The organism is Planctobacterium sp. AWM4_229 (assembly GCF_056160305.1).
In genome coordinates, this window is the sequence record NZ_JBSWWX010000012.1 from 1 (window position 1) to 24,905 (window position 24,905).

Sequence of the window (24,905 nt, forward strand, 5' to 3'; positions counted from 1 at the left end):
GTCAGAGTCTTCATCTTCGTCAGAGTCTTCATCTTCGTCAGAGTCTTCATCTTCGTCAGAGTCTTCATCTTCGTCAGAGTCTTCATCTTCGGCAGAGTCTTCATCTTCGGCAGAGTCTTCATCTTCGTCAGATTCTTCATCTTCGTCAGATTCTTCATCTTCATCTGAGTCTTCATCTTCGTCAGATTCTTCGTCTTCTTCAGAGTCTTCATCTTCGTCAGATTCTTCATCTTCGTCAGATTCTTCATCTTCGTCAGATTCTTCATCTTCGTCAGATTCTTCCTCGATGATTTCCTGACAAAGTTCCTGGTCGGCCTGACACAATTGAACCAGCAGATCACAAAGGTTTTCATCCTCACAAATTTCTAATACTTGTTCGCAAAGTGCATCGTTGCTGTCGCATTCAAAATCATTATTGTTAACTCTGTTAAGTACATTGCTTATATCTGCGGCAGGTGTACCGTTGGAAGGTTGCTTTTGCATCACTGCGGATTGAGCATCACTTGCCAATGACTGCGGGGAAAATACGGTTAACGAGGAATACAAACCGGCAAGCATTGCCGTTCGTAATGTGGATTTTCTGAAATTCGGTTTGGTTAACACCGAAACACCTAAATAAGCTTTTTGAAATTTTACCGGTGTAATATTTGTTTTTTTGTTGATGGCTTTCACTTTTCACCTCCTGAGGCTCAAATTCATCGTGGTTTGTTCACTTGCGTAAATGCGCTGGCTTACTTTCAATAAACGCTGCAAAATCAAATTTGTTATTTGTTTTTTTGCCACGTTTTCCTGCAATGACGGATTGAGCCGAATTTTGAGGAATCGCTTTTTTAAGGAGTTGTGAAGCAGTTCTCATTTTCTAATCAATAAGAGAGTTTTTATGTCCGCATCAGGAAAGCATGAGAAGTGAAAAACTTGAAGCCAATCTCGCAATAATTGGATGGATAGCGGGTAAGAAATTTAGTAACCGTGATTTAGTCGGGGTATGATGACGCAAAGGTTAAACGCAAGGTAAAACAGGAACCCGATAGTCAATGTCAGATATTCAATTCAGTAGAGAACAAAAAGAAGCTATGGTGGCTAAATTGCAATCCTGGTTTGAGCGAGAGCTGGATCAGGAGTTAGGTCAGTTTGATGGGGAGTTTTTACTGGATTTTATCTCAAAAGAGATGGGCGCTTATTATTACAATCGAGGCTTGCAGGATGCCAGAGTTGTATTAGAAGAGCGATTGCAATCAATAGACGAAGACCTCTATGCCATCGAAAAGGATGTGCGCTAACTTTAGCTCGAGCTGTTGTAGCAATTCGGTGTGCTGATCACTGTGCGGTTCATTTTGCTTACATTTATCTCATTGCCTAATCGCTTAGTTGGATTAGAGTAGGGCAGCAACTCACTTCATGTTCAGGGGTTAATACATGGCACAAGACGCAATTGAACAAGCTTCTCGTAAGTTAATGGAGGGCGTTTGGCTTGCCCATACAAAAAGAGATTATAATGCCTTGCTTGAAGCCTTTGCGGGTAGTAAAGACGCGCATATACCCGGTGAAGAGCAATTTTATGATGCGGTAGACAGAGCGATTGCGCCATTGGGTAATTCCAGCGAATTGACTTATCTGGGGCAGGTGAACAAAGCCAAGGCAGGCGAGATATTGGTGCTGTGGAAGGTAAGCTTTGAAGCCACTGATGAGGAGTTGCTGTGGCACATTTATCTGGACGCGGGAAATAATTTAAAAGCTATCTGGTTTGGTTGAGATTTATATTAGCTTAAATTGCTTATTTTTTATCACAGGAGACAAGTATGGCATTTGAAAATTGGGTGGCGTTTTGCGCTATTGCTTTGTTAGCCACGGCTACTCCTGGACCTGCAGCTTTGCTGGTATCAGTGCACAGTGTTTCTTGGGGTTTCAGAAAGTCCCTTGCCACGATACTTGGCAATGTTACCGGGTTATTTGTCATGTCCGGTTTTTCGGTATTGGGTTTAAGTACGCTGGTCTTACATTCAGCCTGGGCCTTTACTTTGGTTAAGGTAATCGGAGCCCTTTATCTGGCTTACATGGGAGTCATGCTTTGGAAAAATGGCGTGGTGAACATAAATCCGGAAAAAGCTCACTCGCGGCAATCGAGAAAAAGTTTATATCTACAAGGTGTATTGGTTGCACTAACGAACCCTAAAGCCATAGTGTTTACCACGGCCTTGTTCCCACAGTTTATTGATATTTCACAAGCCCTGATACCGCAGTTTTCTTTGCTAGTGAGCAGTTTTATGATGTTGTCGTTTATTTGTCTATCCAGTTATGCTTTGTTGGCTCAAAAAGCCAAAACCCTCACAATAAAACAGGTATCCAATCAATTGCTCGGTAAAATACTGGGTTCAACCTTTGTTGGGGCGGGCTGTTATTTAGCGAGTACATCGCGATGATGTTTTACTCCAGTAGCGTCGCGAAGGCACTTTGGGCAAGACTCTGAATATCACTGTGCTTGCCGGCTTGCAATACCTTACTGTTGTGTAAAACCTTGCCAGGCAAATAGGGGTTGCCATCAGATTGCAGTGCACTTTGAGCGGATTGTTTAAATTGATTTAGCAATACCGTGCCGCGCTGGAGTAATGGCATCGAGGACATTATTTTCTGCGTGCCCAATTGATATAGGGCTTCTTTCATGGATACCAGTGCCGGACTGGCCAAAACTAACTCACCCGCAATCAGGTAAGTGTTCATATCGCCAAACGATAGTAGCACTGGTTTGACCTTGGGATGGAACTGGATTAACGGTTTGCCATTGAGTAAACACAGTGCATTAGCTCCCGCTATTTTGCCCATCTCCTGCGCGTAATAAGACTGCTTCGGTAAGGGTAAACCGTTCATAGTAAAACTGGCACTGTCACCAGCGCAAAATACAAGCTCAGATTCCCTGCTTTGTAGAGATTCATTAACCTGACTGTAATTTGCAATAGTAGGAGATTGCTCTGTATTCATTGATGCCGTCAATGCACCACTGGTGTAGATGGTGATATCCGACGGCAGTTTTGTATCATCAGTTAGAAAAACAGCGTCGTTTTCCTGTTTACTCAGGCGCTGATTAAAATGAAGGGTGGCGTTGCTTTTATCACATAGCCGGACAATATCCTGTGATATCACTTCAGGTAGTGTTTTCACTAGTCTGTCGCCGGCTTCTACCAATGCCAACTTAACCTTAGTGGACTGCCGGTATCTTCTGATTATTTCACCCAACACCTCTACGCCGGTAAAACCGCCACCAATGATGGTGATGTTAATGTGCTCTTTGATACGCGTTAACAGATCTATTTTGGCGTTGATTTTCAGCGCATCTGAGGCGCTGCGAAATGTGTACGTACCAGAATGATTATTGGCATTCGTTGGCATGCCTGTGGCTTTTATTAGAGCGTCAAATTTCAGTTTGGCACCTGAGGATAAGGTTATTGTCTTCTCCAGGTGATCAATGTGCGTCACCATGTCTTGAATAAAGCACCCACCAAGACTGTGCACCAGGGTTTTTCGGCATAGTTGCACATTACCTGGGTTTTTTGCGCCAGACAAAATTTCGTGAATGTTGGGCGTCCAGGTAAAGTTATCACTACTGTCTATGAGGGTGACATCCACTTTGGGGGGCAGTTGTTTGGTAATGGCTCGCAAGGCACTGATGCCGGCAAAGTTACCACCTATTATTACGATATGTTTTTTATTCTGAGCCATAGTTTATTTTTGCGTTACACCTACTGAGGAATTAATAGTGAATGACGCCGGCGCAAATGAGTCACTCTGGATTTCTGCGTTATTGGCACACATGCACTTTACAGGCTAAAAGGCTTGTTTCAAAGCTCATCCTTGTATATATGAGCCATGGTCATGATTGCTGGGATTCAGCAAGCCCTGGTCTGACAGAAATTTGTGGAGCAAAGATAGGTAGGTAAAGATTAGCCGGGCAAAATAAACAAAAAAGGCGCTTACCCTCTCAGTAAAGCGCCTTGGATTTGGTTGTTCGACTGTTTACTCAAAAAAGTGAGTGTAAGAGATACGATATGTTGTGCCATAAGCGTTGTGGTTTATCGTGTCAAAACCACGGCTTGAGCCGTATACCAGAGGTGGATCGCGGTCAAACAGGTTGTCGATATTCAACTTCAGTGTGGCATCTTTGAACAAGATTCCAAAACGCGCATCCACTGTTGTCCACGACGATACATTACGGGTGCTATCAATGTCAGCAATTGCGCCGATGTCGACTAACTCGTTAATTTCGCGACTGCGTAAACCAATAATGTCATCTTCATAGCCATCCACATAACGTACAGTTAAACCACCGTAATAGTCATCGTTGCCCCATAAAACGGAAAGGTTAGCGATATTCTCAGGATAGCGATAAGTGCCAACCAGTTCTTCGGTTTCATCTGAGCCAGGCTTGTTGCGCTCGAAGCTGATGTAATGGGTCCAGTCAAAATCAACAGACAATACGCCATTCCACAAATCCATATCGTGAGCGATATCCAAATCTAAACCGGAAACATCCTGAGTGCCGGTGTTATCCAACATGATCACATGGTCGCGGAATAGCGGCAAGCCATTATCACGTTCCAATCCTTCTGCATTCCAATTAGCTAAGATAGTTTCCAGGTTGGCATTGCCACTTTCAATGCTATTACCATTTTCATCAAAAAATATTTCTGCTTCATCGCCATCAATTATTCCGTCGTCATTGACGTCATAACCTGTACATAAGCGACTATCGAAAGAAATACCCAGCTCACCTGGTGAAAGGGCACCGCAATGCCGCAACGCAGCATCATCAAGCGCTTGGGCCATCACACCGGTCATATTGGTATCTACGATTTTCTTGTGTTCGAACTTCCAGTAATCAAGCGTAATGGTGGTATCGTCACTCGGACTCCAGGCAAAGCCGATGCTGTATGAATCTGACTCTTCTGCTTGAAGATTGGGATTACCTAACTCAAGAGTATTGGGGCTTGATTCAAAACCCTGACCATCACAGTAAAACTGCGAAACCAAAGCATTAGCAGCGCAATCATAAGTGGAAGTTGTGGTACGCAGTTCAATTCCTGCCTGAGTTAACGAAGGCGCGCGGAATGAAGAGGCAAAACTACCGCGTAAGATTAAGTCATCGCTGGGGCGCCAGGATAAACCGATTTTAGGGTTAAAGGTACTACCAAAATCATCGTAATGGTCGAAGCGTCCTGCTAATTGCATATCTACCGTTTCGTGCAACGGCACATAAAATTCTGCAAAAGCACCATATTGAGTTCTGTCCGCTTCAGCCAGGCTGGAGCCAAAGCCCATGACATCCACTAAAAACTGGTTCTCAAAGTTGGCGCGGGAGTTATCAGATGGAATATCTTCCAATTCTTCGCGTCGATATTCAACGCCGAAGGCGGCGCGAATGTAGTCATCGCCGAACTCCATTAACTCGCCGTTAAAGCGGGCATCAATCCCGAAAACTGAACTTTTTCCGTCTCGGGTGGGGCGCTCTTGCGCAACGGCAAGAATCGCATCATTGTTGCTATCACCTATCAGGAAGGGGTTAAAGGCACCCAGCAAGTTGCCGCTGTTACAACTTAACGTATCGGTATCGGAATTGTAGTTAGCGATGCTACCGTCGGAGCACAACTCACCGTGTGCCGCTGCATTATATTTATAGCGGTTGTAAATACCGGCTATGGCTTCTTGTTCAGATTCGGACTCTGACCAGGTGGCAGCCGCTTCCCATTGCCAACTACCGATATCGCCAGCCAATGAAGACACTAAACGAAAGGATTGGGTTTCGTTTTCAATTGTTCTGGGATCCTGGAAGCGTGCGTCGTAACGAAAACCAAAACGTCGTTGACCTGCTTGTGTGGTAAAGGGATCGTCCCAAATGATGTCAAATGGACTGGAAACCCCTTGCCATGCTTGAAGATCTGCTTCGCTGTAGATATCCAGAGCGCTGTATAAAGTAAAAGGGCCTTCCTCATCAAATTCATCATTAATGGGGGCCGGTGTGGATACTGCGACAGATTTTGAGCGACTTAAAAAGAAGTCGGTATTCCATTCAAGATCACCGATTTCCAGGGTGTAAATCGCGCCAACGGATTGTGATTCCAGCTCTGAATCCAGCAACACATCCTGGTTGGGGTAGTAGGCACAAATGTCTTCACCAAACTGGGTGCGCGTAGTGGCATAAGGGCAGTCTGGATTCGCTAATTCGTTGCCATCTCTGGAAGAAAAATAATAGATGTTGGGATAAGGCAACTTAGGTAAATAGCTGTAGCTGTTCACCAGCAAAGGTTCGGCAGAAATCGGACGGTCTGTGGCTTCAAAGGCGTTTTTGTCGTACAGGTCCGCAAACAGGGTTAGATTACCACCTGCGACTTCACCGCCCCAAACCAGGTTAACACTCTTTTTCGATTCATCGGAGCTTTGCACGCTGTCTTCAAAAGAGATATTCAGTTCCGCGCCCTGGTAGTCCTTTTTCAGGATATAGTTGATTACACCCGCAACGGCGTCGGCGCCGTAGATTGCCGAGGCACCCGTGGCCAGTACTTCTATACTCTCGATAGCTGCCAGTGGAATACTATTTACATCCACAAAGTTCTCGGTACCTGCGGCAAAAGAGCTGGGAGCCACTCGCCGACCGTTTATCAAGGTTAAGGTTGAAGACGGGCCTAACCCGCGTAACGACGCTGCTGCCTGACCTGCCGGCGTTGAATTGGAGGTACTACCTGATTCGGTAGTACTGAATGTGCCACTGCCACCGCGTGTCTGACCGAGGTTTTGCAGCAGCTCAAACACCGAATTTGCGCCTGATCGGGCAATATCTTCGGCATTGATGATTTGCAGGGGTTGAGTGCCTTCCAGGTCAACACCGCGGATATTCGAGCCAGTTACCTGGATTCGCTCTACGTTTTGCTCTTCTGAAGTGGCTTGAGTTTCTTGCGCAATTGCCGCTGCGACCGGCGTCAGGGCACAGGAAAGCCCCAAAAGCATCTGAAATGTTTTGTTCATGATCGTTTTCCTACAACAAAAAAGTTGCTTAACTTTTTATTGTTATTGTTTTACTGGATTGATTTTTATTTGAGAGTTCGACTGGATAACCACAGGGGGCGCAGCCGAGCAGAGGCGGGTTTTATTCGTCAAACCACTCAGAGAGATACCAAGGCGAGTAGGTATATTGTGATAATGAAATTGCTTTTTTTAACATAACTGGTTTTTCTGTTAAGTCTAAAACATTGCACTTACAGCACCTTCGGTATTGCCCGAAAATTAACGGCTGCTTTTTAAACAAATACCGCAAAAGCAACAAGAGGTAAATAGCTTGTTAACCACTTTATTGCATAGATGAGCCGAAAAGTAGGGCATTTATGCTAATTATTTGCATGAAATGCGAATACATACCTATGTATAAGGGAAAAACACGAATAGATATTCAATAGAAAAAAGTTAAAAAAATTGTAAATTCAACAGCCAGGCGAGCAAGTTAGCCATGAATTGCGGGGCGAATTATTCGGGGCCAGAAAGAAAAATGCCCAGATGAAACCATCTGGGCTAGGGGAATGGCTCATAAGAGCCGTGCGCTAACTAAAATCTTTACCGATTAGCAACAGAAGCTTGCTAAAAATTAACCGGAGGAATATTAGTGTAGCGCAAAGTCCGGTCATTAATAAAGTGATTATTCAAAAAAACTTTTTAGTTTAATTTTCAAGCACCTGAAAGCTGCTTTGGTTAAGTTATACACAGTTTTTGTTCATTTAATCACAACTTATCCTATTGTGGTGGTTAAATTGTGTACAAGTTGTGGGTGATTTGCACTCGCTAATTCTCAACCCCAAATAACAAGTTGATATAACTGCAAGTTTCTCTGTCGTACTGTTTGCTCAGGGTAAAGATTGTATCTTCGCTAGGGTTGACCAGCCAGGCGACATTGTCCGAGCTCCAGCGATGAAATTGTTGTGTGCCACAATTCAGCGCAACCTGGCGACGATATTCTCCCGGCTCGGTGATCAAAACCATGGTTTTATCTGACAGTTTTTGTGCTTCGGTATGTAACGAAAATTGCAGTTGTCGCTCTGGTGTGATGCTCATTCGGTCGCCGTGATTAAGGTAATGACTTAACCCAATGAGCTGGTGTTTACCTGACTGGGCTTTGAAAATGGCATCTTGCATGTCTGCGATAAACACACCACCAGCACCTAATACCTCCATTTCGAGCTGCTGGTTTTCTCTGAACAATAGCGCGGTATTTTCATCAATACCAAAAGTAAGCCGGGTTTTGGTGAAGGCGGCCAGCGTCACCAGACGACCTTGTCTGTCTCGCTCGGAAAAGTGGGTATCAATGATACCGGCTTTAAAAAAGCCTAATCCACCTGCGGGGCGATAGGTTAGATCATCTTCCAGAAGACCATTAGGACAGTTTCCGTCTTTTTCACAGCCAAACGGTGCGGGTGGTAATGCAAAGGCACCTCTCACCAGGGCGACGTTTGATTGGCCACTTGTGATCATGGGGACGGGCCTGTTCTGATGAACTCCACCGCTCATAACTGCAGCCCCAGCGCTGGTGCCCGCCAGCAGCATTTTATTTTGACTGACTCTTGAATTTAACAAAGATGCCAGTGTTGTGGAGGAGCTGATTTTCATCAGAAAACTCTTTAGGGTTCTAATCTGATCACCGCCATTGATAAACAAGCCATGAGCCCTTTTTATCTGGTTTGCAATGCTCTGTGGCTGTTGGCAGGCTTTGAGTAAACTTTCACTGTACCCTGGGTAACGTTGGTTACGGTTGTATAGCTCTGCCTTGGCCTGTAATACAAAAAGCTCATCGCAAGAGCGGCCATTATTGACCAGGGTCGCCAGGGATTCATCAAGCGGCAGCCAGTTCACTTCAATGTCTGATTGTGGATACAGGTGGCGAGCTGCTTGTTCTAAAGTTTGCTGATAAAAATCGATAGCGGCAAAGGGATCCCTTGCTGAAGCCGTAGTGAATAACAAGGTTAATGGTTCACCGTTTTGACGTTTGCTGTTGGCTTGCTCAATAAACTTCAGAAAAATGTCCAGGCTGGCTTTGCTCTTACTGGCGAGGAATTTGACCTGTTCTTTTTGCGCATCGACCTGCTCGGTAAAATCCACAATGGCGTAATACAGGGCATTAGGTAAATTGGTGAAAAAACTGGCGCCGTCAAACTGATTGCTGGCCTGCTCAAAGGCATCGCGAATACCGGCCGTTCCAATTACTTGAGTGGGGTTTGCATAAAAATACTCAAATAGCGTATTTAATTGCGATTTTCTCTGATTATCCAGCGCTTGATAAGCGTTTAATGCAAGCACCTTGGACAGAGTCTCAGTGGTTAAGCTATAGCTTTGTTGCTTTAGCGCGTTACCGGGAAAATCGTTGTCGTTACAGTGTTCAGGTTGCCTGCTGGAACATATTTCAAGACCGCCGCCCGCTATCAAGAGCTGCCATGAATCTTCTTTAAAATCAGAGGGTTGAATTGCGGTGGTGGAGATATCTGACTGAGCCTGTAATAAGTTTGAAAATGAAAAACTCAGCAGCGTTATGAGAGATATTTGAGTTAAAAAGCGTTTCATGTCTTCCGATGATTGTTGCAAAAGTGTTGACATTGAAACTGATTCTGAGTATCTGTTCAAAGGGTATTTCAATTTGATGTTGAAATTCTTCGGATTGTTTTAAAAAACGAGTGAATAAAATTTCGTGAACACTAAAACACTTTCTCATTCAGCTTTTTTCTATCAAAGCTTTTATTTGTCGGAATGGTTCGACGAGTAGAGTATTTGTCTGTCGACTGATTAGTAGAACTGAGTCGCACCCATAGTGCCGATATTAGTGATGTTCTGCTAAAATAGCGCGTTAATCTCATGTTTTAACTGTTTGTTCAGTTGAAACCCTAAGCCAACACCGGAAACCTGACGGCGGAAAATTTATGAAAGATGAATCCAATCTTGCAACAAGGATGCCTGACGCATTTGTGATTTTGTTTTTTGTGGTATTACTTGCAGCACTGATGACCTACATAGTGCCTGCCGGGTATTTTGAAACCGCTGAAACCACCCGCATTATCGATGGCAAGGAAGTTACCCGAACTTTAATCCAACCGGAAAGTTTTAAAACTGTTGAGGATGATAATGCCGGTGTCGCCATTTTTAGTGGTGGCAAGGAGCCCGGTTTTATCAACTATGCGTTTGAGGGCATGGTGTCGGGCGACCGCATGGGCTCGGCTGTGGGCGTTGTGGCTTTTATTCTGATTGTGGGTGGTGCATTTGGCATCATCATGCACTCTGGAGCTGTAAATAACGGCATCATGGCATTGATCAGCAAAACTAAAGGCGCGGATGTGGTGATTATTCCACTGATGTTCTTTCTGTTTTCGCTGGGTGGTGCTGTGTTTGGCATGGGAGAAGAGGCGATAGCCTTTTGTATTGTGCTTACCCCCTTGGTTATCGCACTGGGTTACGACGCCATAACTGCTGTACTCATTACTTATGTTGCCACGCAGGTGGGGTTTGCCACTTCCTGGATGAATCCGTTCAGTATCGCGATAGCCCAAGGCATTGCCGATGTTCCGGTTCTCTCCGGGGCTGATTTCAGGATCGCCATGTGGGTAGTCTTCACCCTAACCGGCATCATTTTTACAATGCGCTATGGAGCGAAAGTTAAGGCTAATCCGGAAATCTCTTTGAGTTATCAATCAGATTTTCACTTTCGTCGCCAGCAAAGCTCACAGGTTAAATCTCAATACAACAATGTTGATACCCTAATCTTATTGACTTTGTTAGCGGGCATTGTCTGGGTGATATGGGGAGTTGTCGTTCATGAATATTACATTCCACAGATTGCGACACAGTTTTTCGCCATGGGTATTGTGGTGGGGATCATTTGTGTGGTGTCCGGACGTATGTCGGTGAACTACGTTTCTGAGTCATTTCAAAATGGGGCGAAAGAGCTGTTACCGGCGGCCCTTATCGTGGGCATGGCTAAAGGTATCGTGTTGTTACTGGGCGGTGATGATGCCACCAGTCCTTCTGTGCTCAATACCATATTGCATCATGCCGGTAGCGCTATGTCGGGTGTATCTGAGACTGGCTCTGCGATATTCATGTATATTTTTCAGTCAATTTTTAACTTCTTCCTTGCCTCTGGATCGGGTCAGGCAGCATTAACCATGCCGTTAATGGCACCACTTTCTGATTTGGTGGGGGTTTCCCGCCAGATAGCAGTGCTTGCTTTCCAGCTGGGCGATGGATTAACTAATATCATTATTCCAACCTCTGCTTCCTTAATTGGTTGTCTTGGTGTCGCGCGTTTAGACTGGAGTACCTGGGTGCGATTTGCCTGGCGTCTCTATTTAATCTTCTTCTTTTTGTCTATTGCCACCATGGTGACCGCCGTTATGGTTGGATATCAATAAGGATCTTTTATGTTAACGCTTATCACGAATGTCGAACTCTATGCTCCAGCAGCTATGGGTGAAGTGGATGTTCTGGTTGCTGATAAACGCATTGCAGCCATTGCGCCGGGTTTGAAAAACAAAATCACGGCTGACGGCACCATTATGGAAATCATCGATGGCCGCGGCAAACTAATGTTTCCCGGTTTAGTGGACTCCTTAGTGCACATTTCTGGTGGTGGTGGTGAAGGGGGCTTTCATACCCGCACTCCGCAAATGAATCTTACTGACGCTACTTTGGGTGGGGTGACCACCGTTATCGGTGTTTTGGGTACAGATGCCACCACCCGCACCTTGTCTGATTTATTGGCTAAAGCGCATGCGCTGGAAACAGAGGGCATTAGTACTTACTGCCATACTGGTTCTTATCAATTGCCCGCCAGAACGGTGCTGGATAATGTTACCGACGATATTATTTTAATCGACAAATTTATTGGTATTGGTGAGATAGCTATTGCTGATCATCGCTCATCGCAATTGCGCTCTAGTGAGCTGATGCGGGTTGCCTCGGAGGCAAGAGTTGGCGGCATGATTTCCGGCAAAGCGGGTATCGTCAGTATTCATGTTGGGGACAGTGACTCCATGTTGTATTTGCTGCACGAGTCGATTGAGAAGTCTGACTTGCCCGTTACTCAGTTTTATCCCACTCACATTAACCGCAATGGCGCGTTGTTAGAGGCGGGTATGGAGTGGGCAAGGCAGGGCGGTTACATTGATTTTACCGCCAGCACCAATGAAAAGTTCATTGAAGAAGGGGAAGTTCCCGCGGCTAAAGCGTTGGCGGACTGTATTGATGCGGGCGTCGCAGTGTCTCAGCTCACCATGAGTTCGGATGGTAATGCCAGCCTGCCAGTATTTGATGATGCCGGCGAGTTGGTAGGATTGGAAGTCGGGCGAGTAGGCAGTCTTTACGAAGCATTCCAGGAAGCGGTGCTGGAATACGGAGTCGGTATTGTGGATGCCATTAGTTCGGTTACCCTATCACCCGCTCAGTTGTTAAAGCTGAAACACAAAGGGCGAATTGAAGTTGGAGCCGATGCCGATTTTATTCTGGCTACAAAAGATCGGTTGTTGCTCGAGCAAGTTTATGCCAAAGGGCGCTGCATGGTGCGCGGTGGCAAAGCCTTAATCAAAGGCACGTTCGAAAAGTAACACTCAGGTGCTAAGGGCATTGCACTTCTGCAATGCCCCTTTCATGCGAATCTTATTGATCAAAAATCGCAATCAGTTGACGGCTGATCGCCACCAGTTCGCCTTCTTCATCGTGGATTTGTGCTTCAGCGTGGCCATAGCCACCATAGGCTTGCACCGTATGGGCCTCATAAGCTAACCAGGCTTCAGGAGCCAATGGTTTGTGTGGGTGCACAAACTCTACATTCCAACTCATGGTACTGGCAGGCGCGGGACCTAAGGGCATTTGCAAGATGGTCGGTGGCCAGGCGTCAATCAGCGTTAATATGTGCGCGTCGGTAAATACCTTGGGCGCTTTTTTCAAGCGCATCCAGCCTTTGTAGCTGGACTGCTTACTGCCTGTGAATGGCACTTTCCCCTCAGAAATAGACAAATCAATATGGCGCAAAAACTTCGGCGTGATGCGGGGGATTTGCGGAATAAATTTGGCTTTTTTCGGCGGCTCGGGAAGCGGTTTTACATCTGCCTCTACCAACACTTTAGATTGTCTGTCCTGGGCGAAACAAGCAAGAGCCGTTAAACATATTTGCTCGTCCTGGACGATACTGGCGGTAATTTGCGTGGCGTTTTTTCCTTCTCTCAGTAGTTGCCAGGTAAAGCTGAAGGGCTGCTCAGTATTTAACGGCCCGACAAAGTTAAAGGTAATAGAGCGCAACACTCGCTCTGAGGGAACAATGCACTTTAAAACCTGGTAGAGAAGCCCGGCAGACAAGCCACCAAAAACCGTACGTCCTTGTGCCCAGTCACCCGGCACAGTCAGTTGTAATTGCGATAAATCATCAGATTCATTGATGAGCTGAATATAATCATCTGGTTGCATGGAAAATTGCTCATTTGATAAAGAAGGCAAAAGTATTACAGATAAGTGGTCCGATGTCTAACCAGTTGAGTTGTCAAAATTGCCTTCTATCATACTGATCGCTTCCCGTTCCGGGCTCGGTGTTAAACAATTGTTAGTTTGCAAACGTATGCAGATGGGCTATCTATTACAACAAGCAATAAAAAGTGCTTCAATAGCACAAAATACCAAGATAAATCAAAATGCTAAATATCCAGAGAAACCTGTCAAACCGCTTCTACGCTATTCTAAGCTTACCCGCTACAGCTATGGGCTTTGCACTGTCAGTGCAAATAGCCGCCATGAGCTGGATTTTACAAACCCAGTTTGGTTTGGATGTACATGACATTGGTTTTGTCTGGGCTGCGGGTCCTCTGGCCGGGATTATCGGGCAGGTCATTGTTGGTGCTATCAGTGATAACGTTTGGTTTTGGGGCGGCAGGCGCCGTCCATTTATATTGATTGGCGGTGTACTGGCGGCCCTGAGTTTATTGGCCTTACCCAACATTGATGTGATATCTGCCTCATTGGGGATTGAGGGTATCGTAGGTGTTGCCATCACGGTCGCTTTGGTATTGGATTTATCTATAAACGTAAGCTTTAATCCAACCCGCAGTATCATTGCGGATGTGACCCCGGAAGGGGAAGAGCGCACCAAGGGATACACCTGGATGCAAACCGTGTCCGGAAGTTTCGGGGTGTTGGCCTACGCTATAGGAGCAATCTGGAATAACTTTGCACTGATTTACTTTAGTGTCTTTTTGGTGCTGGCATTTTCCGTTATTCCCAACCTGTTTATCGAAGAGCCTAAAGAACTCAAATCTGAATTACACCCCGAATTAGAGCAAACAAAAATGGGATTTTTGGCTGGTTTGAAGGTAATTCAGCCGTTGTGGGGCTTTTTGATTTATGGCTTATATGCTTTAGTGGCGCGCCTTGCCGATATCAAATTTGATCATTACTACATTGAAATCGTATGTTTTGTTTTAACCCTCTTTTTTGTGGCCAAAACGGTGCTAGCTAAAGAGCAACAGGGTGGTAACAATACCGAGCACCTGGGTTTTCAAAAAGTGTTAGCCGCTCACTCATTCACCTGGGTGGGTATCCAGTCGATGTTTATCTATATGACGCCGTTTGTGCGCTTTAACCAACCGGATATTGACGATAATGCGCTAGGTTCCGTGGTGGGATACAGCTTTATGATCTTCAATGCCATTGCTGCGGTGTTACCGGTACTGCTATTGCAACCGCTGTCGGCCAGGTTCGGTGCAGTTAAGACTCACGGCTGGTGCATTGCCTCGATGGCGGTAGGGTATTTTGTAATGACCTTCATGGGCGCCAATACCTATGGCATCTACATGCTGATGGCGCTATTAGGTGTGGGTTGGTCTGCAACAATTAGCCTGCCTTTTGCCATCATGTCTCGCAAAGTTGAGCAATCAAAAATGGGCCTTTATATGGGACTGTTCAATTTGTCTGTGGTGTTACCACAGTTGGTAGCCAGTCTCGGGGTAGGCATGATTGTAGGCAACGCTGAAGATAAAAATGTGCTGTTTATCATCTGTGGTGTTTGCCTGGCGATTTCTGCCGTGTGTTGGCTCGGGATGACAGAAGAAAAGCTCGAAAATGTGGAAGCTGGCTCCGGGCACTGAGCCAGTTTAGAAATTTTAAATTACTAGAGTTAGTCTAATTGTTGTTGATAAAAGACAACGAAATTAACCAGTACTTTCAGGGCTGCTTCGATGTCTTCCACCAATACGGATTCAGCTGGGTGGTGGCTTATGCCTTTTTCGCAGCGCACAAATAACATGGCTACCGGGCAAATGTCAGCTAGAGCCATAGCGTCGTGCCCGGCACCGGATGGCAGGGAAATCTGACGGTATCCTGCGGAGCTAATGCTATTGGACACCAGATGCTGCAATTTTGGATCACAGGCCACCGCTTTGGCACTGTGAGTCATTTTCCATTCCAATGTTACTTTGCGTTTTTCGCTGATTTGCCCCAGTACCTGCTGCAAAATCTCTATCACAGTATCACGGCGGCTATCAATTTCGCTGCGGATGTCCAGGGTAAATTGTACTTCTCCGGGAATGACGTTGACGGCATTGGGATAGTTTGTGATCTTGCCCACTGTTGCCACTACATCTAATTCAGAAGCGACTTCCTCAATGGCTTGAATCATTTCAGCGGCGGCGACCAGTGCATCGGTGCGCATATTCATGGGCACTGTACCAGCGTGCCCGGCTTCTCCCAGGATTTTCAGGGCAAAGCGCTTTGCTCCGGCAATACCAGATACTGTTCCCACAGGAAGGTGTTCTGCCTCCAGGACTGGCCCTTGCTCGATATGTGTTTCTAAAAATCCGAGGATCTTGTCTTTTAACCTCGAAGCTTCATTGACCCGGTTGATATCGCAACCAAAGTTTTTCAGAGCATCTTCGATGGTTACCCCTTGGGCATCAATCAGACCAGACCACTGTTGTTGCCAAAGGCCAGTGATGGCACGGCTACCCAATAATGTGGTACCAAAGCGGGTGCCTTCTTCGTCACCAAAGGCGACAATTTCCAGGTGAAAGGGGAGCTTGATATTGTTGTCGTATAGGTACTGCACCAGTGATATGGGTAATATGATGCCCAGTATACCGTCGTAAATGCCGCCATTTGGCACGGTATCGATATGGCTACCCATAACAAAACTCTTGGCGTCGGGATCGGATGCAGCATAGCGGCCCCATTGATTACCCGCTTGATCAACCCAGGTTTCCATGCCAGCAGAGGCCATCCATTGCGCCACCTGCAGGTTGGCCATGCTGTGCTCGGGGGTCAGATAGCGTCTGTCCATTCCTTCATAAGATTGACTGTGTAGCGCTAGGGCGTCACAGCGGCTAAATACCTGCTGTGCATAGTCACTCATATCGAGGTTTTTAATATCAGGCGCCACTGTAGACTCCCAAGGCATTATCTACGGCAGCTCCGGCAGACATTGCATGTCCTGCGCGACGCAATACCGTTTCCAGAGACTGCAGGGTGTGCAATACCGCATCTTTGCGCGCATTGTAGCCCATGGTACCCAAACGCCAGATTTTGCCGTGCAGCGGCCCAAAACTGGTGCCAATCTCAATGTTAAAATCTTCCAGTAGTTGGCCGCGGATCTTCTCACCGTCAACATTTTGTGGAATGTAGACACCCACGACATTGGTCATTTTGTTGCTTTGGTCACCAAATAATTTGAGATTCAAACCTTGGGCGCCTTTGGCCATAGCATCGCCATGGAGTTTGTGTCGCGTTATGCAACTCTCGATACCTTCTTCTAACAAGTTGATGGCGCACTCGCGCGCACTATAAAGCATGGATGTGGCCTCTGTATGGTGATTCAGGCGCTCTTCTCCCCAATAATCGAGGATCATAGGGATATCAAAATAATTGGAGCGAATACGGCTGGCTTCACCATTTTCATGATGTTCGCTGCGAATACCGGCTTCTACGTGGTGACGCTTTCTGACAAGCTCAACGTAGCGTTCACTCAGCGTGATAGGGGCGGAGCCTGATGGACCGCCTAGACACTTTTGCAGGCCCACAGAAACGGCATCTAGTTGCCACTGATCGGTTTCAAATGGGTTGCCGCCAATCGAAGCGGTGGCATCAGAGTAAAATAGCACGTCGTAACGACGACAGATTTCGCCTAAGTGCTCCAGCGGTTGCAACATAGTGGTAGAAGTATCGCCTTGTACCATGGCCAATACTTTCGGCCGGATTTTTTTTATGGCGTCTTCCACTTGTTCTGGTTGGAACACTTCCCCCCATGGTACTTCAATGGTGTGTACCTCAGCGCCCGCACGCTCGGCTATTTCTTGCAACAGGTGTCCAAAACGACCAAAAATCGGCACCAGCACTTTGTCACCGGGTTCGATACAGGACACTAATACCGCTTCGATGCCAGCGCGTGAAGTGCCATCGATCAATAAAGTTGCCTGATTGTTGGTCTTGAAAACCTCACGATACAAGGACATTACCTCGTTCATGTAGCCTGTCATAACCGGATCGTATTGACCAATCAACTGTGTTGACATGGCTGATAATACGCGTGGATAACAATTGATGGGGCCGGGACCCATTAACAACCTTGGCGGGGGATTTAGTCTGTTCATAATACTCCTTCCAATTCCTCTATCGCGCTTTACATGACAAGCTGTGCGAGCATGCGCACGCCTGTGATACAAAGCACGATGGCAAATACTTTTTTCAGTTTGGCACTATCTAATTTGCTGCCGATGTGGGCACCCACAGGCGCAAACAATACGGTAAGGGGTACAATGCAAAGCAGCCCAGGTAGATTAACCAGACCAAATGTCCCCAATGGTGCGTCTTCAGGCGTTTGGCCTAGTATTAACATGGTTAGTGCCCCCGGTAGTGAGATAAGCAGGCCTATGGCAGCAGCGGTACCCACCGCTCTATGTGCGGGATAGCTACAGGCAGTTAACATGGGTACCGAAAGTGTACCTCCGCCAATACCTACCATAGAGCTAAAGAAACCGATAATTGAAGCCATTAGACTTTGTCCGGCTTTACCGGGCAGTGAGCCTGCAATGGTGGAATTGGCGGTACGAAATAGCATGTTGAGTGCTGATAATGTGGCAATCACCCCGAATAACAAGGTAAACCAGTAGCCGGATACAACCGTTACCAGATAGCTTCCAGCGAAAACACCAAACAAAATAAATGGCCACCAGGCTTTTAACAGTTCGCTATCCACATTACCTTTTTTGCGGTGCGCTTTAATGGAACTCAAAGAGGTAGGAATAATGGTTGCCAGCGAAGTGGCGGTAGCCACCACCATCGCAGTTTCAGCGGACACGCCAAAGCTTTGAAACAGGAAGTACAACACGGGGACTATGACTATTCCGCCACCCACGCCTAACAATCCGGCCAATAAACCGGCAAAAACCCCCGTGACCATCAATGCGGCGATGGTGCTCCAGTTTTCTATGATTAATTCCAACATACTTTCCTTACGTTATTTCGCTATGGCTTTACCATCACTGCGCGGATCGGTGGCTGCAGTAACACTATTTTTCGAATCGAGATGCACGGCACCTGCATGCCCCATCATTTCGCTTAAAACAGGGACAAGGGCGATATCATGGCCTTTGTTCTTGAGCTCCTTGATCACACTTTCCCCTAAATTTTCTTCTATTTTGAGGTTGTGACTGACATCACCCCAGGTTCTGCCCAATAGCCAGCGAGGTTCAGCAACGGACTCTGTGAGTGAGCGATTTAGCCAGCTGTAGCGGCTGAAGAGTGCTGCCTGGGTTTGCGGTTGGCCTTCGCCCCCCATAGTGCCATACACCATACGGTTACCATTGTGGTATTGAGCATAAGCTGGATTGAGGGTGTGAAAAGGCTTTAAGCCCGGTTGTAGGTATTGCAATGAATCTGGCTGTAACGAAAACGAGGTACCGCGATTGTTCCAAACAATGCCTGTTTGACCTGACACTATGCCACTGCCAAATTCCCAATAGAGACTTTGGATATAGCTCACCATCCGGCCTTGATTGTCACAGGCACCCATCCAGATGGTATCGCCGGGTTTCGCCTCATGTGGCCATGGCAGGGTGTTGTTTAGGGAAATCTCACTGGCCAGTTGGTCAAGGTAGTTGTCTTTCAGCCAATCTTGTTGCGGCTGTTTGAGTCTTTGCGCATCGCCAATCGTCGCATTGCGCACAATAAAAGCGCGCTTGGTACATTCAACTAGCAGGTGAATGGCCTGTGCTTCGTTATTGGCTTGCTGTTTTACCCTGTCAAATAGCGCCAGAATCATTAAGGATGCCAGTCCCTGAGTCGGAGCGGGCAAGTTATACAAGCGGGCAGTACTGGTATCGACCGAGAGTGGTTCAACTAATTTAGCCTGATAGCGTCGAAAATCTTCAATATTGATTGGCGAGCCAGCGCTGCTCAAATCATTGGCCAGCGCTCGGGCAATATCTCCTTGGTAGAAGTCTTCAAGTCCACTATCTGCAAGTTGTTGCAGGGTGTTACCTAGCTGCGTAAGTTTTAATGTGTTTCCTTTTTTAAGGACTGCACCATCAAGCAAAAAGGTTTTTGTAAACTCGCTGAACTCTTTGAAATCAGGATGCGTTTTTCTACTGGCATCCTCCAGGCTTTGAGTAACTTCAATACCGGATTTTGCATGATTAATCGCATTACTCAACAGGCTTTTGAGGGGAATTGTACCTTGCCATCCCGCACTTATTTCGAGCGCTTTTTGCCAGCCTGAAACCGCACCCGCCATGGTAAGCGCTGCCAACGCGCCTCGAGATGGAATTGTCTGATGGTCAGCATAAAACTGTGGTGTGGCATTTTGTGCTGCAGAGCCTGCTGCATCGATCGCTACTGGGGCTTTGCCCGGCTCACTAATAAGCCAAAAACCATCGCCACCTAAGCCATTCATGTGGGGGTATACCACGGCAATGGTTGCTGCTGCGGCTACCATTGCTTCGATAGCGGTACCGCCTTGTTGTAATATTTCGCTGCCCGCTTCGGTTGCAGCACTATGGGGGGCCGTAAATCCTATCACGCTTGCTCTCCTGTTAAGTTTGCCGCCAATTCAATTAATGCTAAATCACTATTTGCGGGGCCAATCAGTGAAAACCCGGCAGGGGCGCAGTCTTCACTATTGAATGGAATGTGCAATTGCGGCAGGCCACAAAGCCCTGCAAGTGCCGTTAATCCTAATAGATAATTGCGATAATGGCCCAAATCTTCCGCAGTGGTGTTTAGTAGTGGCGCAGGTCCGGGGGTTGTGGGCAGCAAAAGCGTTGTCCCGTCAGCTAAAAGCGTATTCATCAATTGCTGAATTTTATCGGCTTTTTCCTGAGCCGATTCTTCATGTTCGGTGGTTAAGGTGCTACACCACTGAAAACGCTGCTGGATATCCGGCGCAAAAAGTGGACTGTGCTCGGTGATCCAATCTCCGTGCTGCAACCAGATTTCTCGACCTTGTAATACTCTGAAGGCTTCACTGGCATTTGAGAGTATTTCTTCGTCAAAAGCGGTTTCGGAAAAATCGGTGAAACCACAGTTTTTGATAAAAGACTTTATCTGCGCAGCGTGAGATACGCGGTTAATTAATGCTGGTACGGTACAAATGCGACCGTTTAAGCCTTTGGAGGATGATGACAGCAAAACCTCTGCAACGGCATAGAGTGTTTTTAAATCTCTGGTCATCCAGCCCACAGTATCAAAGCGAGGGGCGAGTGCCACCATGTTATCTGTGGAGATAACGCCATGAGTTGGTCGTAAACCGAATAAACCATTGTAGGAAGCGGGGACTCTTATGGAGCCACCTGTATCTGTCCCTAAACCAATATCCGCTTGATGATTGGCGACGGCAGTCGCCGAACCACTGGATGAGCCGCCCGGCAATCTATTTGAAGCCCTTACGTTGACAGGCGTGCCATAATGCACATTTTGTCCATTGAGACTGTAGGCCAGCTCGTCAGTAATGGTTTTGCCAACAAAATCAGCGCCATGGGAGAGTAATTCGCATACTACCGAGCTTGTTGAATCAGGTGTAGGGTGGGTTTTTAACCAGTCAGGGTTACCTGCTGTTGTGGGTATTCCGGCAATATGGAACAAATCTTTAACTGCCAGAGTTAAACCCGAAAGTTTGTCACTTTGTTGGCTGTCTGAAGCACGGTGTTGCTTAGGCGGCCGATAAATAAAGGGATCTGTATTGGTTTTCATCGTTAATTCAAATTAAAAAAATAAAATGCGCTGGCGGTGATATAACAACTAAGGGCTAGCGGTAGAGCTAAGAATAGTTCACGCAGTCGAAGAAAGAGTATTTGCGCATCTGATTTACTCACAATAGAACAATTTAATGAAAGTTACAAATTGTTTTTATTGTGAAACAAATGTTTCATTGGTTGGACATGTCCGGTCCCACAAAAAGCAACGCCTTGTTGCAGCGAAAAGCCTCTCTTTATATATCTTCTAATTCACCGAGGGTGCGATAGCCATCTGAGATGGCGGCACTGCGCTCAGCAGCTGATTCGCCGAGTGTATTATAGACGGAGTGGCACAGCATGGAGATCATGCTCATTGGTGCCGCGTAACTGTCCATAGCCAGCTCTTCTCCAAGAGAACACACTAACAGGTGGTCTACATCGTCTTTGTAAATTTGGCCAGTACTGTCGGTAAGCAGGATGATACTGGTGCACTTTTTTAACTCGGTTAATAGCGACTTGAAAACCCTGGGACGTCTTCTGAATCCTACTACAATGGCCACTTCACCTTTTACGATGCCATGTAGCTCTTCACTGATGGTTTGTCCGGGTTGAGGCAGCAGCCTGACTCTATCCCTTAGTTGCAATAGTTGCCGTTGCAAATGCATGGCCATAGGATAGCTATTGCGGTAACCAAAGATACTGATGCGGTCAGCGTTGCAAATAGATTCGGTGATTTGTTCTAAGCCATAACGCTGCAGGTATTCCCACGCCGCTTTAATGCGCTGGTATTCACCCTCCAGGAAGCGTTTATCACTTTTGTTGGACGCGATGGGTTGCCCTTGCGCGCGAAGCTCTTGTTTAACCACCAAATGGTTTTCATAACCGAGCTGTCTGAAAAAGCGGCTTACAGTTGCCTTTGAAGTATTACAGGCCTCGGCAATATCACTGGTAGACAGTTTAAGCACCAACAGTGGATCGTTTTGCAAAAAGGTGGCGATATCTCGTGCACTAGGGGGTAATTCTCCATAGTTTTGCTCTATACGTTGCAAAAAGGGCAAAGTGTTGTTCAAATGCCTGTTCTCGTTAGCCTTTTGGATTATTAGAACACAAAGGCTTACAGATCCTCAACTTTGAAAAAATAAATGAGCAAGAAGTCAAAATGAGCAAAGTTGTCGTATTGACCGGGGCCGGAATATCGGCGGAGTCGGGACTAAAAACGTTTCGTGATAATGACGGATTATGGGAAGAGCACCGTGTAGAGGAAGTGGCAACGCCCGAAGCATTTGCGCTGAATCCCGACCTGGTTTATCGATTTTACAATCTACGCAGAGCGCAATTGCAATCTCCCGAAGTGCAGCCCAACACCGCCCATTATGCCCTGGCGGAGTTGGAAAAAAAGTTAGGACGCGATTTACTGATTGTTACTCAGAATGTAGATGATTTGCATGAAAGAGCGGGCAACAAAAACGTACTACACATGCACGGTGAGTTGTTAGCGGCAAAGTGTTGTAAGACCGGAAAATCGATTCCCTGGACTGAGAATCTCGATCAAGGTAATGCTTGCAATTGTTGTTATCCAGCGAGAAGAATGCGTCCCGATATCGTGTGGTTTGGAGAAATGCCATACCACATGGAAGCCATATATGATGCCCTTTACAATGCAGACATATTTATTGCCATTGGCACATCTGGCCATGTTTACCCGGCCGCTGGTTTTGTCTCGCAAGCGGCCAGCTTTGGCGCTCGTACTGTGGAAATTAATATGGAGCCCAGTGCGGTAGAATCGCATTTTGATGAACAATACTACGGGCTGGCTTCTGAGCGAGTTCCCGAGTTTTTAAGTTCACTTTGATAATCATAATTAGATAAGGAAACACATTGCTAATGGACGCTTTTAATCTCTACTGGGTAGAGTTTCTCACTATAGCTGTTGCACACCTCGTCGCGGTCGCCAGTCCCGGGCCAGATTTTGCTATTGTATTAAAAAATAGTGTGAGTTTTGGTCGGCGTGCCGGCATTATTACCAGTATTGGGGTCGGGCTGGGTATACTTTTGCATGTAGCTTACTCTCTCGCTGGAATAGGTTTGTTGATCAAAACGACACCTTGGCTGTTTACCGTGTTTAGCTACGCTGCAGCGGCTTACCTCATCTGGATTGGTGTAAACGCCCTGAGAAGTGCACCAACAGCACCATCCGAAGCTGAGACCCCGGTAGCATCCCATCTCACTATTTCTGATAAAAAAGCCTTTTGGACCGGCTTCTTAACCAATGGTTTGAACCCAAAAGCGACGTTGTTCTTTCTCTCTTTGTTTGCAGTTATTGTCAGCGTTGATACACCGATGTCCATAAAAGCGATTTACGGCGTATATCTGACAATTGCAACGGGTGTCTGGTTTTGTTTTCTCTCTTATGTTTTAAGTTCTCGCAAAGTACGAGACTTCATTGGCAGCAACAGTCACTGGTTTGATCGTGTAATGGGGGTCATCTTGATAGCCTTAGCGATTAAGTTGTTAACTTCCTGAATACTAGTTTCGTTCAATTGTTCAATTTTATCGAATAAAAAAGCGCAATTAATGCGCTTTTTTATTTCCTTTTTAGCGCAATAATAGTCACAGTTATTTTTCTGGAGACTGTGATGCATATACTCTCAAAACGCCCTGCAATGAATACCCAAGATGGCGATGGGGTGAAAATACGTCGTGTGGCGGATTTCAATTTTCTCGCACTGGATCCTTTTCTGATGATAGATGAGCTCAAATCCGATGATGAGCAAGACTACATTGGCGGCTTTCCGCCGCATCCCCATAGAGGCATTGAAACTTTTACCTATATTTTAAAAGGTGGCTTTGAGCATCAGGATCAGATGGGCAATAAAAAGGCCATAAAGGCCGGGGATGTACAGTGGATGAGTACGGGGTTTGGGGTTGTGCATTCAGAAATGCCACTGGCTGACGCAAATGAGGGCATGCATGGTTTTCAAGTATGGCTCAATATGCCAGCAAGTGAAAAACTGCGACCTGCGCAGTATCAGGACAGTACTGAAAATCCGGTTGCTGAATACACTTTACTTCAAGGCAAAGTGCGTGTTTTAGCCGGTGAATTTCAATTGCACGGGCAGCATTGTGTCGGAAACCTGAACGGACTTGCAGGTAATGGTGCTATCGCTGATTTGCAACTGCAGGCCAATGTTGTGTTGAACATCGATGCACAACAAGCGGGCTTTTTAGGCGCTTATATCTACAAGGGCAGTATTTGGGGAGCCAAAGAAGGGGAGTTTGTGATCCTCAATGCAGAGCAAGTTAATACTATGGAGACCAACAATGAGGGAGCCGGGATATTGTTATTTAAGGGACAGCCAATCAAAGAAAAGATAGCCCACATGGGCCCCTTTGTGATGAATACTCAGGAAGAGTTTCAGCAAGCTGTTCGAGATTATCAATCTGGTAAGTTTGGTGAGCTGACACTCTGATTTTTAAGTTGGTTATAGTAAATCATCTATTTTCTTAAGAGGATGACTTAGAATTAAATGCCTAAAAAGTGATTTCTGAAAATTTGCACTATGTTTAGTTCGAAGTACTGTACGGGGTTCCCTTTACACGCAGTAAGCTAAGTATTCAGATGACACAACAATGAGAGGTATCAGGGAAGATACCCATACCAATAAGTAGCCCTCAGCATGCTACTCA

At 46.2% G+C, this 24,905-nt stretch carries 21 protein-coding genes; 9 read left to right on the forward strand and 12 right to left on the reverse strand.

The window, feature by feature from the left end; translation table 11 throughout:
• Together ACXAGP_RS20460 and ACXAGP_RS20465 are read right to left on the reverse strand one after the other, a co-directional pair.
• A partial coding sequence (locus ACXAGP_RS20460; RefSeq protein ID WP_475263576.1) for a hypothetical protein occupies nt 1–672 on the reverse strand: 672 nt, incomplete at its 3' end.
• Nucleotides 673–709: 37 nt separating this feature from the next.
• Nucleotides 710–856 (reverse strand): hypothetical protein, encoded by a 147-nt coding sequence (locus ACXAGP_RS20465; RefSeq protein WP_475263577.1) that lies wholly within the window; start codon nt 854–856, stop codon nt 710–712.
• 178 nt (nt 857–1,034) lie between these two features.
• Between ACXAGP_RS20465 and ACXAGP_RS20470 the strand changes: the two genes are divergently transcribed.
• The 3 genes from ACXAGP_RS20470 to ACXAGP_RS20480 all read left to right on the forward strand — a co-directional run bounded on the left by ACXAGP_RS20470 (nt 1,035) and on the right by ACXAGP_RS20480 (nt 2,420).
• The gene (locus tag ACXAGP_RS20470; protein WP_475263578.1) at nt 1,035–1,280 is read left to right on the forward strand and encodes a DUF2164 domain-containing protein; all 246 of its coding nucleotides are present in this window, start codon (nt 1,035–1,037) and stop codon (nt 1,278–1,280) included.
• Nucleotides 1,281–1,416: 136 nt separating this feature from the next.
• Nucleotides 1,417–1,752, forward strand: a complete 336-nt coding sequence (locus tag ACXAGP_RS20475; RefSeq protein WP_475263579.1) for a hypothetical protein — start codon at nt 1,417–1,419, stop codon at nt 1,750–1,752.
• A gap of 47 nt (nt 1,753–1,799) precedes the next feature.
• A complete protein-coding gene (locus ACXAGP_RS20480) occupies nt 1,800–2,420 on the forward strand; it encodes a LysE family translocator (RefSeq protein WP_475263580.1) in 621 nt (206 codons plus the stop codon).
• A gap of 4 nt (nt 2,421–2,424) precedes the next feature.
• Here ACXAGP_RS20480 and ACXAGP_RS20485 read toward each other — a convergent pair whose 3' ends face one another.
• From ACXAGP_RS20485 to ACXAGP_RS20495, 3 genes are all read right to left on the reverse strand, one after another.
• The gene (locus ACXAGP_RS20485; RefSeq protein WP_475263582.1) at nt 2,425–3,714 is read right to left on the reverse strand and encodes an NAD(P)/FAD-dependent oxidoreductase; all 1,290 of its coding nucleotides are present in this window, start codon (nt 3,712–3,714) and stop codon (nt 2,425–2,427) included.
• 294 nt (nt 3,715–4,008) lie between these two features.
• Nucleotides 4,009–7,011 (reverse strand): TonB-dependent receptor domain-containing protein, encoded by a 3,003-nt coding sequence (locus ACXAGP_RS20490; protein WP_475263584.1) that lies wholly within the window; start codon nt 7,009–7,011, stop codon nt 4,009–4,011.
• Nucleotides 7,012–7,818: 807 nt separating this feature from the next.
• Complete coding sequence (locus ACXAGP_RS20495) at nt 7,819–9,621, reverse strand: cyanophycinase (RefSeq protein ID WP_475263585.1); 1,803 nt, start codon at nt 9,619–9,621, stop codon at nt 7,819–7,821.
• A gap of 320 nt (nt 9,622–9,941) precedes the next feature.
• Between ACXAGP_RS20495 and yfcC the strand changes: the two genes are divergently transcribed.
• Nucleotides 9,942–11,426: a putative basic amino acid antiporter YfcC gene (gene yfcC / locus ACXAGP_RS20500; protein WP_475263587.1), complete on the forward strand. Its 1,485-nt coding sequence runs from the start codon at nt 9,942–9,944 to the stop codon at nt 11,424–11,426.
• A gap of 9 nt (nt 11,427–11,435) precedes the next feature.
• Nucleotides 11,436–12,617: a beta-aspartyl-peptidase gene (gene iadA, locus ACXAGP_RS20505; RefSeq protein WP_475263588.1), complete on the forward strand. Its 1,182-nt coding sequence runs from the start codon at nt 11,436–11,438 to the stop codon at nt 12,615–12,617.
• Between the two features lie 52 nt (nt 12,618–12,669).
• Here iadA and ACXAGP_RS20510 read toward each other — a convergent pair whose 3' ends face one another.
• A complete protein-coding gene (locus ACXAGP_RS20510) occupies nt 12,670–13,476 on the reverse strand; it encodes a thioesterase family protein (RefSeq protein ID WP_475263590.1) in 807 nt (268 codons plus the stop codon).
• Between the two features lie 221 nt (nt 13,477–13,697).
• Between ACXAGP_RS20510 and ACXAGP_RS20515 the strand changes: the two genes are divergently transcribed.
• A complete protein-coding gene (locus ACXAGP_RS20515; protein ID WP_475263591.1) occupies nt 13,698–15,146 on the forward strand; it encodes an MFS transporter in 1,449 nt (482 codons plus the stop codon).
• A 29-nt stretch (nt 15,147–15,175) separates the two neighbouring features.
• Here ACXAGP_RS20515 and ACXAGP_RS20520 read toward each other — a convergent pair whose 3' ends face one another.
• From ACXAGP_RS20520 to ACXAGP_RS20545, 6 genes are all read right to left on the reverse strand, one after another.
• A complete protein-coding gene (locus tag ACXAGP_RS20520; protein ID WP_475263694.1) occupies nt 15,176–16,405 on the reverse strand; it encodes an allantoate amidohydrolase in 1,230 nt (409 codons plus the stop codon).
• A gap of 16 nt (nt 16,406–16,421) precedes the next feature.
• Nucleotides 16,422–17,639, reverse strand: coding sequence for a pyridoxal-phosphate-dependent aminotransferase family protein (locus ACXAGP_RS20525; protein ID WP_475263593.1), 1,218 nt, complete (start codon nt 17,637–17,639; stop codon nt 16,422–16,424).
• Nucleotides 17,640–17,668: 29 nt separating this feature from the next.
• Nucleotides 17,669–18,493, reverse strand: a complete 825-nt coding sequence (locus ACXAGP_RS20530; RefSeq protein ID WP_475263594.1) for a sulfite exporter TauE/SafE family protein — start codon at nt 18,491–18,493, stop codon at nt 17,669–17,671.
• A 12-nt stretch (nt 18,494–18,505) separates the two neighbouring features.
• Nucleotides 18,506–20,065, reverse strand: a complete 1,560-nt coding sequence (locus tag ACXAGP_RS20535) for a gamma-glutamyltransferase family protein (protein ID WP_475263595.1) — start codon at nt 20,063–20,065, stop codon at nt 18,506–18,508.
• Nucleotides 20,062–21,234, reverse strand: coding sequence for an amidase (locus tag ACXAGP_RS20540; protein WP_475263597.1), 1,173 nt, complete (start codon nt 21,232–21,234; stop codon nt 20,062–20,064). Before ACXAGP_RS20540 ends, ACXAGP_RS20535 begins: the two co-directional genes overlap by 4 nt.
• 238 nt (nt 21,235–21,472) lie before the next feature.
• A complete protein-coding gene (locus ACXAGP_RS20545; RefSeq protein ID WP_475263599.1) occupies nt 21,473–22,288 on the reverse strand; it encodes a MurR/RpiR family transcriptional regulator in 816 nt (271 codons plus the stop codon).
• A 50-nt stretch (nt 22,289–22,338) separates the two neighbouring features.
• Between ACXAGP_RS20545 and cobB the strand changes: the two genes are divergently transcribed.
• From cobB to ACXAGP_RS20560, 3 genes are all read left to right on the forward strand, one after another.
• Complete coding sequence (gene cobB / locus ACXAGP_RS20550) at nt 22,339–23,070, forward strand: Sir2 family NAD+-dependent deacetylase (RefSeq protein WP_475263695.1); 732 nt, start codon at nt 22,339–22,341, stop codon at nt 23,068–23,070.
• A gap of 32 nt (nt 23,071–23,102) precedes the next feature.
• Nucleotides 23,103–23,741 (forward strand): LysE family translocator, encoded by a 639-nt coding sequence (locus ACXAGP_RS20555; RefSeq protein ID WP_475263600.1) that lies wholly within the window; start codon nt 23,103–23,105, stop codon nt 23,739–23,741.
• A gap of 113 nt (nt 23,742–23,854) precedes the next feature.
• Entirely contained in the window at nt 23,855–24,688 is an 834-nt protein-coding gene (locus ACXAGP_RS20560) for a pirin family protein (RefSeq protein WP_475263601.1), read from the forward strand.
• Nucleotides 24,689–24,905: the final 217 nt, after the last annotated feature.

Coding starts and splice junctions, on each gene's coding strand:
- ACXAGP_RS20465 (WP_475263577.1), bottom strand. CDS start 856: ATGAGAACTGCTTCACAACTCCTTAAAAAAGCGATTCCTCAAAATTCG.
- ACXAGP_RS20470 (WP_475263578.1), top strand. CDS start 1,035: ATGTCAGATATTCAATTCAGTAGAGAACAAAAAGAAGCTATGGTGGCT.
- ACXAGP_RS20475 (WP_475263579.1), top strand. CDS start 1,417: ATGGCACAAGACGCAATTGAACAAGCTTCTCGTAAGTTAATGGAGGGC.
- ACXAGP_RS20480 (WP_475263580.1), top strand. CDS start 1,800: ATGGCATTTGAAAATTGGGTGGCGTTTTGCGCTATTGCTTTGTTAGCC.
- ACXAGP_RS20485 (WP_475263582.1), bottom strand. CDS start 3,714: ATGGCTCAGAATAAAAAACATATCGTAATAATAGGTGGTAACTTTGCC.
- ACXAGP_RS20490 (WP_475263584.1), bottom strand. CDS start 7,011: ATGAACAAAACATTTCAGATGCTTTTGGGGCTTTCCTGTGCCCTGACG.
- ACXAGP_RS20495 (WP_475263585.1), bottom strand. CDS start 9,621: ATGTCAACACTTTTGCAACAATCATCGGAAGACATGAAACGCTTTTTA.
- yfcC (WP_475263587.1), top strand. CDS start 9,942: ATGAAAGATGAATCCAATCTTGCAACAAGGATGCCTGACGCATTTGTG.
- iadA (WP_475263588.1), top strand. CDS start 11,436: ATGTTAACGCTTATCACGAATGTCGAACTCTATGCTCCAGCAGCTATG.
- ACXAGP_RS20510 (WP_475263590.1), bottom strand. CDS start 13,476: ATGCAACCAGATGATTATATTCAGCTCATCAATGAATCTGATGATTTA.
- ACXAGP_RS20515 (WP_475263591.1), top strand. CDS start 13,698: ATGCTAAATATCCAGAGAAACCTGTCAAACCGCTTCTACGCTATTCTA.
- ACXAGP_RS20520 (WP_475263694.1), bottom strand. CDS start 16,405: ATGAGTGACTATGCACAGCAGGTATTTAGCCGCTGTGACGCCCTAGCG.
- ACXAGP_RS20525 (WP_475263593.1), bottom strand. CDS start 17,639: ATGAACAGACTAAATCCCCCGCCAAGGTTGTTAATGGGTCCCGGCCCC.
- ACXAGP_RS20530 (WP_475263594.1), bottom strand. CDS start 18,493: ATGTTGGAATTAATCATAGAAAACTGGAGCACCATCGCCGCATTGATG.
- ACXAGP_RS20540 (WP_475263597.1), bottom strand. CDS start 21,234: ATGAAAACCAATACAGATCCCTTTATTTATCGGCCGCCTAAGCAACAC.
- ACXAGP_RS20555 (WP_475263600.1), top strand. CDS start 23,103: ATGGACGCTTTTAATCTCTACTGGGTAGAGTTTCTCACTATAGCTGTT.
- ACXAGP_RS20560 (WP_475263601.1), top strand. CDS start 23,855: ATGCATATACTCTCAAAACGCCCTGCAATGAATACCCAAGATGGCGAT.